Annotated in this window: 6 protein-coding genes; 5 read left to right on the forward strand and 1 reads right to left on the reverse strand. The window is 66.6% G+C overall.

What is annotated here, in order from left to right; translation table 11 throughout:
• Positions 1-182 precede the first annotated feature (182 nt).
• From HNO88_RS05530 to HNO88_RS05545, 4 genes are all read left to right on the forward strand, one after another.
• Positions 183-947: a CsgG/HfaB family protein gene (locus tag HNO88_RS05530; RefSeq protein ID WP_246381221.1), complete on the forward strand. Its 765-nt coding sequence runs from the start codon at positions 183-185 to the stop codon at positions 945-947.
• Between the two features lie 195 nt (positions 948-1,142).
• Positions 1,143-4,004 carry an isoleucine--tRNA ligase gene (gene ileS, locus HNO88_RS05535; RefSeq protein ID WP_184243071.1) on the forward strand — a complete coding sequence of 954 codons (2,862 nt, stop codon included), beginning with the start codon at positions 1,143-1,145 and terminating at the stop codon, positions 4,002-4,004.
• Positions 4,001-4,543 carry a signal peptidase II gene (lspA, locus tag HNO88_RS05540; RefSeq protein WP_184243072.1) on the forward strand — a complete coding sequence of 181 codons (543 nt, stop codon included), beginning with the start codon at positions 4,001-4,003 and terminating at the stop codon, positions 4,541-4,543. The genes ileS and lspA overlap by 4 nt, the downstream gene beginning before the upstream one ends.
• Positions 4,543-4,953, forward strand: coding sequence for a DUF3035 domain-containing protein (locus HNO88_RS05545; protein ID WP_184243073.1), 411 nt, complete (start codon positions 4,543-4,545; stop codon positions 4,951-4,953). Before lspA ends, HNO88_RS05545 begins: the two co-directional genes overlap by 1 nt.
• Before the next feature lie 362 nt (positions 4,954-5,315).
• Here the strand turns inward: HNO88_RS05545 and HNO88_RS05550 are convergent, their stop codons facing one another.
• On the reverse strand, positions 5,316-6,644 hold the full coding sequence (locus HNO88_RS05550) for a hemolysin family protein (protein WP_184243074.1): 1,329 nt from the start codon (positions 6,642-6,644) through the stop codon (positions 5,316-5,318).
• Between the two features lie 171 nt (positions 6,645-6,815).
• Here HNO88_RS05550 and HNO88_RS05555 point away from each other — a divergent pair, with 171 nt between their 5' ends.
• On the forward strand, positions 6,816-7,490 hold the full coding sequence (locus HNO88_RS05555) for a YiaD family glycine zipper/OmpA-like lipoprotein (RefSeq protein WP_184243075.1): 675 nt from the start codon (positions 6,816-6,818) through the stop codon (positions 7,488-7,490).
• Positions 7,491-7,647: the final 157 nt, after the last annotated feature.

Raw genomic sequence — 7,647 nt, forward strand, 5'->3', positions numbered from 1 at the left:
CCTCCGTCAGTCCTGCGGACTGCCACCTCCCCTTGCAGGGGAGGACCTGGAAAGCCCCTTTTCACACCCCTGTGCAGAAGAGCTTGTTTGCAGCTGCAAGTTGCGCAAGTAAGGCGCGGGGCCGCGAAGGGCATCGCGGTTTGTCGTCATAATGACGGCAAAGCAGGAGGGTCGAAATCATGATGAAGTACATCGGTGCAGCGGTTGCGCTGACCATTGCATTCACCAGCAACGCCGCGTTGGCGGACCAGTCGTCTGGCCGCAAGCTGCAGGCGCAGGGCACGCAGGCGATCCCCGTCTGCTCGCGCAACCTGGGCACCGTCGCCATCGTCGAGCCGGACAACCAGTGGTGGCGCGAGCTCAGCCTGGGCAGCCCCGAGGCGATCCTGCGCATCTTCGTGCAGAAGTCCGGCTGCTTCACCCTGGTCAACCGCGGGCGCTCGATGCAGAGCCGCTCGATGGAGCGCGCGCTGGCCGACGATGGCGAGTTGCAGGGCGGATCGAACCTGGGCAAGGGCCAGGTCAAGGCGGCAGATTACTTCCTCCAGCCCGACATCGTTTCCACCAACAACAACTCGGGCGGCGGCGGCATGGGCGCGGTGCTCGGCGGTCTCGGCGGCATGTTCGGCCGTGGCCTGGGCGCGATCGCGGGCGGCCTCAACGTCAAGAAGGGAGAGGCGAACGTCACCCTCTCGATCGTCAATTCGCGCACCACGGTCGAGGAAGCGCTGACCGAGGGCTATGCCCGCAAGAGCGACGTCAGCTTCGGCGGCGCCGGCGGCGGGTTCTTCGGCGGCACCTTCGGCGCGGCGGGTGGCGGCGGCTACCAGAACACGCAGATCGGCCAGATCATCGTGCTGGCCTATCTCGACGCCTACACCAAGCTGGTGAGCCAACTGGGCGGCTTGCCGGCCAATGCCTCGGCGGCGGCGCCGGCGGCGAAGTAAGAAGCCCCTCCACCACCAGCCGATGGCTGGCGGTCCCCCTCCCCGAGCAAGCTCGAGGAGGATCTGAAAGCGACGGTGCCAATCCTCCCCGAGCTTGTCTCGGGGAGGGGGACCGCTCGCGTAGCGAGTGGTGGAGGGGCAGCCCCCCAACCATAAATTGCACCGCGCCCCGCTCGCGGCTAAGGGCCGCAGGTCATGACCCAAGAGCGCGATTACCGATCCACCGTCTTCCTGCCCAAGACGGACTTCCCGATGAAGGCCGGCCTCCCCCAGAAGGAGCCGGCGATCCTGGCGCGCTGGCAGGAACAGGACCTCTACGCCAAGACCCGCGAGGCCCGCGCCGGGGCCGAGAAGTTCATCCTCCACGACGGCCCGCCCTATGCCAATGGCGACATGCACATCGGCCATGCGCTCAACCACATCCTCAAGGACATGGTGGTGCGCACCCAGACGCTGCTGGGCAAGGACGCGCCCTACGTGCCCGGTTGGGACTGCCACGGCCTTCCCATCGAGTGGAAGGTCGAGGAGCAGTACCGCAAGAAGAAGCTGGACAAGGACCAGGTCGATCCAATCGAGTTCCGCGCCGAGTGCCGCGCCTATGCCGCCGAGTGGGTGAACGTCCAGCGCGAGCAGCTCAAGCGCCTCGGCATCAACGGCGATTGGGACAATCCCTACCTGACGATGGACCCGCAGGCCGAAGGCACTATCGTCGCCGAACTGCTCAAGTTCGCGGAGAGCGGCCAGCTCTATCGCGGCGCCAAGCCGGTGATGTGGTCCCCGGTCGAAAAGACCGCGCTGGCCGAGGCCGAGGTCGAGTACGAGGACATCGTCTCGACCCAGATCGACGTTGCGTTCGAGATCATCGAGAGCCCGGTGCCCGAACTGGTCGGCGCGCATGCGGTGATCTGGACGACGACGCCGTGGACGATCCCGGTGAACCAGGCGCTCGCGTATGGGCCTGACGTTCTGTACCTCCTGGTGCAGCAAGGTGACCGGAAATTTGTCGTTGCCGCCTTACTCTACTCCGCGTTCATGCAGCGATACCCGGGCGAGTGGTGGCAGGTCACTGACGAGACCGGCAAAGTTATCTCCTTTGTAGGCTCCGACCTCGCCGGCACCCTTGCCCGTCACCCGATGCATCACCTCGGCGGGTTCTTCGCCGAACTGCGTCCGATGCTGCCCGGCGACTTCGTCACCACCGACAGCGGCACTGGCCTCGTCCACATGTCGCCCGACCATGGCGAGGACGACTTCGAGCTGTGCAAGGCGCACGGCATCGGTCCCAAGTTCGTGGTCGAGGCCGACGGCAAGTACCGCGCCGACTGGCCATGGCTCGGCGGTCAGGGCTCGGTCATCAACCCCAAGTTCAACGCGCCCGACGGTCCGATCTGCTCCGACTTGCGCGAGGCCGGCGGGCTGCTGGCGGCAAGTGCGGACTACAAGCATTCGTACCCGCATTCGTGGCGCTCGAAGGCCAAGGTGATCTATCGCTGCACGCCGCAGTGGTTCGTGCCGATGGATCGTGTGGGAGGCCAGCGTGTCTCGACTTCGCTCGACACGAACGGAGTTGAAAATGAGGGTTCCTCTTCCCCGTTCGGGTCGAGCGAAGTCGAGACCCCGCAGCGCACCCTGCGCCAAACCGCGCTGCAGGCCATCGCCGACACCCGCTTCGTCCCCGAAAAGGGCCGCAACCGCATCGGTGCGATGGTGGAAGGGCGGCCCGACTGGGTGCTCAGCCGCCAGCGCGCCTGGGGCGTGCCGATCACGCTGTTCGTCCACGCCAAGTCCGGCCAGTACCTCGTCGACCCCGAAGTCAACGCCCGCATCGTCGCCGCGGTGAAGCAGGACGGCGTCGACGCCTGGTCCGATGCCCGCGCGCAGGAATACCTCGGCAGCAAGTACCAGGCCGACGACTACGAGCGCGTGACCGACATCCTCGACGTCTGGTTCGATAGCGGCTCCACGCACGCCTTCGTGCTGGAAAGCGGCCGCTGGCCCGAGCTGTCGTGGCCGGCCGACCTCTACCTGGAAGGCTCGGACCAACATCGCGGCTGGTTCCAGTCCTCGCTGCTCGAAAGCTGCGCCACTCGCGGCCGTGCGCCGTACAACGCGGTCCTGACCCATGGCTTCACCATGGACGCCAAGGGCCTCAAGATGTCGAAGTCGCTGGGCAACACGGTCAGCCCCTTGAAGGTCATGGAGACCAACGGCGCCGACATCATTCGCCTCTGGGCGCTGTCGGTCGACTACACCGAGGATCACCGCATCGGTGACGAGATCCTGAAGGGCGTTGCCGACCAGTACCGCAAGCTGCGCAACACCTTCCGCTACATGCTGGGCGCGCTGGCCGACTACGATGACGCCGAGGCGCTGCCGGTCGAGGAGATGCCCGAGCTTGAGCGGTACGTGCTCACGCTGCTGGGCCAGCTGGACGCCACGCTGAGGCAGGCGGTCGCGGACTTCGATTTCAACACTTACGTCCGCGCGCTGATCGACTTCTGCAACGAGGACTTGTCCGCGTTCTTCTTCGATATCCGCAAGGACAGCCTCTACTGCGACGCTCCCGGCGATCCGAAGCGCCGCGCCTATCGTGCCGTGCTCGACACGCTGTTCCAGGCGCTGATCCGCTACGCCGCGCCGGTGCTGGTCTTCACCGCCGAGGAAGTGTGGCAGAGCCGCTACCCCGGCGCCGACAGCGTCCACTTGCTCGAATGGCCCGAGGTGCCCGAAGCGCAAGCCGACCTCGCCCGCTGGGCGACCTTGCGCGCGCTGCGCCAGCAGGTCACCGAAGCGATCGAGCCGCTGCGGCGTGACAAGATCGTCGGCTCCAGCCTCGCCGCCGAAGTGACCGTGCCTGAAACCGCGCCGGACGCCGATCTCGCGGAACTGTTCATCACCGCGAAAGTCTCGCGCGGCCAGGGCGATGCAGTGGCGGTCGCGCCCACCGAGATGAACAAATGCGGCCGTTGCTGGCGCCATCTGCCTGAAGTGCAGGACGATGGCGCCCTCTGCGCCCGCTGCGACGATGTCGTGAGCACGCTGGAACCCGCCGCATGAGCATCGAGAACAGGCACGCCTGGCGCAACCGGATGATCGGCGTGGTGCTGGCGCTGGCGGTCTTCGTCATCGACCAGGCCATCAAGATCTGGGTCGACAAGGGCCTCAACCTCTACAACGTGCGCGTGGTGGAGGTGCTGCCCTTCTTCGATTTCCGCTGGACCGAGAACTACGGCATCTCGCTGGGCCTGCTGACCGCCGGATCGGTGGAGATGCGCTTCCTGCTGATCGCGGCGACCGGAGCGATCGCCCTGTTCGTCGCCGTGTGGATGCTGCGCGAGCGCCTGCTGGCCGATGTGCTGCCGCTGGCGCTGGTGCTCGGCGGCGCGCTGGGCAACATCCGCGATCGCTGGGATCATGGCTTCGTGATCGACTATGCCGACTTGCACTTCGGCGATTTCCGGCCGTTCCTGATCTTCAATTTCGCCGATGCCGCGATCAGCATCGGTGTCCTGATAATCCTTGCCCGCTCCCTGCTTTCGCGCGAAAAGCCGGAACAAGTGGCGCAGGTTGAGCCCGCCTCCGGAGAGTTGCGTTGATGAAGACCGTGTCCAAACTGATCCTCGTGGCAACCGGCGCCCTGGCGCTTTCGGGCTGCGGCAGCACCGGCCTGTTCAACCGCGATCGTCCGGACGAGTTCGCCGTGCAGCGCCAGTCGCCGCTGGTGGTCCCGCCCGATTTCGCGCTGAAGCCGCCGCAGCAGGGCGTGCCCCGCCCTTCCGACGAGACACTGCAGGGCCAGACCCTCGACGCACTGTTCGGTGGCCCCTCCGCGCGCAGCGATGTCGAGACCAGCGCATTGGGCCTTGCCGGCACGTCCGACCCATCGATCCGCTCGACGGTGGGCGACAATGCGACGCACACCGTCGCCAAGGGCCGCGTCACCCAGCAGATCCTCTCCGCGCCCGAGGGTGACGGCCAGAGCGCGCAGGCGGTGGTCGGGGCGTAGGCCTCTCCGCTTCTCCTTCGTCATTCCCGCGAAGGCGGGAATCCATCTCCTGCGCTCGAATTTCGGACGAGGGTGCGCAATGGCGTTAGGCATCGAGCTTACGCGACGCACTCGGCTCGGGTTTCCGGCAAGGACCGGAGATGGATTCCCGCGTTCGCGGGAATGACGAGCATAGGGGGTGGGAGATGTTGCCTGCGGAACCAACGCCCTCATCCCCCGTCGCCCCCGCGCAGGCGGGGGCCCCGCTTTGTCGAGCGGCCTTGCGGATCAGGTAGAAAGACGCGGGATCACCGCCTTCGCGGGGACGACGAAACTAAGCTCGCATGACATAGCTCAGCTGTGTCTAACCCCCGCAGGCTCGCTCAATCCCCCGTCACCTCGTCGCCCTCGTCATCGACGCGCTCGCTGGAGACCAGCAGCTTGTCGATCCTGAGGCCGTCCATGTCGACCACCTCGAACCGCCAGCCCTGCTCGGAAAAGTGTTCGCCCTCCGTCGGCACCTGCTTGAGCACCGCCAGCACATAGCCCGCCGCGGTCGCGAACTCACGGGTTTCGGGCAGTTCAATGCCCAGCCGGTCCGCCAGCGTGTCGGCCGGCATCGCGCCCGAGATCAGCAGAGAGCCATCCTCGCGCTCGACCAGCATCGGGTGGTCGCCTTCGTCCTGGTGGCTGACGAAGTCGCCGGCGATCGCCGCCAGCACGTCGCTGGGGGTGACGAGGCCTTCCAGGTGCCCGTACTCGTCGCGCACCATTGCCATCGGCACTTCGGCGCGCTGGAGGACTTTCAATGCGTCCATCGCGTCGATCTGGTCGGGGATCGTCTCGGCCCGGCGCATCATGCCGGTGATGTCGGCGGCGCGCCCCTCGACGATGGCGGCCAGCACTTCGCGCACCCGCAGCACGCCCACGACGTTGTCGGGCGAACCTTCGGCCACCGGGAGCAGAGCGTGCGGCGTATCGGCGATGCGCGCCAGCAGCTGTTCCTGGGTGGCCGAAGCGTCGATCCAGTGCACTTCCGGGCGGGGCGTCATCAATTCGCGGATCGGGCGATCGGCCAGGCGCAGCACGCCCGCCATCATCGCCCGCTCGCCCTCCTCGATCGCGCCGGAGCGAGTCGCCTCGGCGAAGATCATGTGCAGCTCCTCGGCGGTGAGCTGGTCCTCGCCGCCACGGCGCACCGAGAGCAGCCGCAGGATCAGCGCGGAAGAGCGATCGAGCAGCCACACGAAGGGCCCCATGATCCGCGCCAGCAACGCCATCGGCAGCGCCATCAGCAGCGCAACCGGCTCGGCGGTGCGCAGCGCCAGTTGCTTGGGCACCAGTTCGCCGATGACGACGCTGGCATACGTCGTCGCCATGATCACCAGGGTGAAGCCCGCTTCCGGGGCATAGCGAGGTGGCACGCCCAGCGCGGCCAGCCGCTCTCCCACAGGGCCGCCCAGACTGGAGCCGGAATAGGCGCCGGCGACGATGCCGATCAGGGTGATGCCGATCTGCACGGTCGAGAGGAACCGGCCCGGATCCTCGGCCAGCGCCAGCGCGGTGCGGGCGGACTTGCTGCCCTTGTCGGCCGCGCCGCGCAGGCGTGCCGGCTTGGCCGACACGATCGCCAGTTCGGACATGGAGAAAAGGCCGTTCACCAGGATCAGTGCGGCGATGATGAAGAGGTCGGTCCAGGGGAAAGGGGTCACGATGATCCGGCGCTAGCAGACAAAGATCACGAAGCGAAGCGCGCGCGATCATCCATGTGGAACCGAAGGCGCGGCAATCCGTTCCGGCGCTATCGTTCACCGCCGTTGAGCGCACAGCAGCACACACCGCCCTGCTTCCATGAAAGGGCGCCAAAAAAGAAGGGTCCTGAGATGAAGAAGTCCCGTCTGTTCACCTCCGCCGCTGCGGCGCTGGCGCTTGTTTCCGTTTCGGCCTGCGTGACCGATCCCAACACCGGCGAGCGCAAGGTGTCGCGCACCGCGATCGGCGGCGTCGGCGGCGCGGGCCTGGGCTATCTGCTGGGCAGCGTGATCGGCGGCAAGACCGCGCGCATCCTCGGCGCCGGCATCGGCGGCGTCGCCGGCGGCGCGATCGGCTACCAGAAGGACAAGCAGATCCGCGAATTGCGCGAATCGACCGCCGGCTCGGGCATCGACGTCACCGACAATGGCGACGGCATCCTGCTCAACCTGCCCGACGTGACCTTCGCGGTGGATTCGACCGAGATCAGCCCCTCGTTCCAGGCCGCGCTCGACCGTGTGGCGCAGAGCATGGTGCAGTATCCGGACAGCCTGATCGACGTGTACGGCCACACCGATTCGACCGGTTCGGACGCCTACAACCTCGACTTGTCCAAGCGCCGCGCCGATGCGGTCGCCCGCTACCTGATCAGCCGCGGGGTTTCCTCCGCGCGGATCCAGACGCAGGGCATGGGCGAGAGCTATCCTGTCGCCGACAACGCCACCGCCGAAGGCCGCGCCAAGAACCGCCGCGTGGAGGTGAAGATCACGCCGGTCAGCCAGGACGATGTGCAGCGGGCGCGCTGAGGCTGAACTCTGCCGCATCGTCGATTCGGACCAAGCCTGAAACGACGATGCGGCTTGACATTTAGAACCATTTGGGTTATATGCCGCAGCACTGGAGCCAGGTGAAAGCTTGGCTTTCGGTACACGGCGGGTGCGGGTGAGCGAGGCCTCGTTCGAC

Source organism: Novosphingobium chloroacetimidivorans (assembly GCF_014204535.1).
GTDB lineage: Bacteria > Pseudomonadota > Alphaproteobacteria > Sphingomonadales > Sphingomonadaceae > Novosphingobium > Novosphingobium chloroacetimidivorans.

Bases quoted from the DNA above. Each gene is read 5' to 3' on its own strand.
- HNO88_RS05555 (WP_184243075.1), top strand. From the start codon at position 6,816: ATGAAGAAGTCCCGTCTGTTCACCTCCGCCGCTGCGGCGCTGGCGCTT.
- ileS (WP_184243071.1), top strand. From the start codon at position 1,143: ATGACCCAAGAGCGCGATTACCGATCCACCGTCTTCCTGCCCAAGACG.
- HNO88_RS05530 (WP_246381221.1), top strand. From the start codon at position 183: ATGAAGTACATCGGTGCAGCGGTTGCGCTGACCATTGCATTCACCAGC.
- lspA (WP_184243072.1), top strand. From the start codon at position 4,001: ATGAGCATCGAGAACAGGCACGCCTGGCGCAACCGGATGATCGGCGTG.
- HNO88_RS05545 (WP_184243073.1), top strand. From the start codon at position 4,543: ATGAAGACCGTGTCCAAACTGATCCTCGTGGCAACCGGCGCCCTGGCG.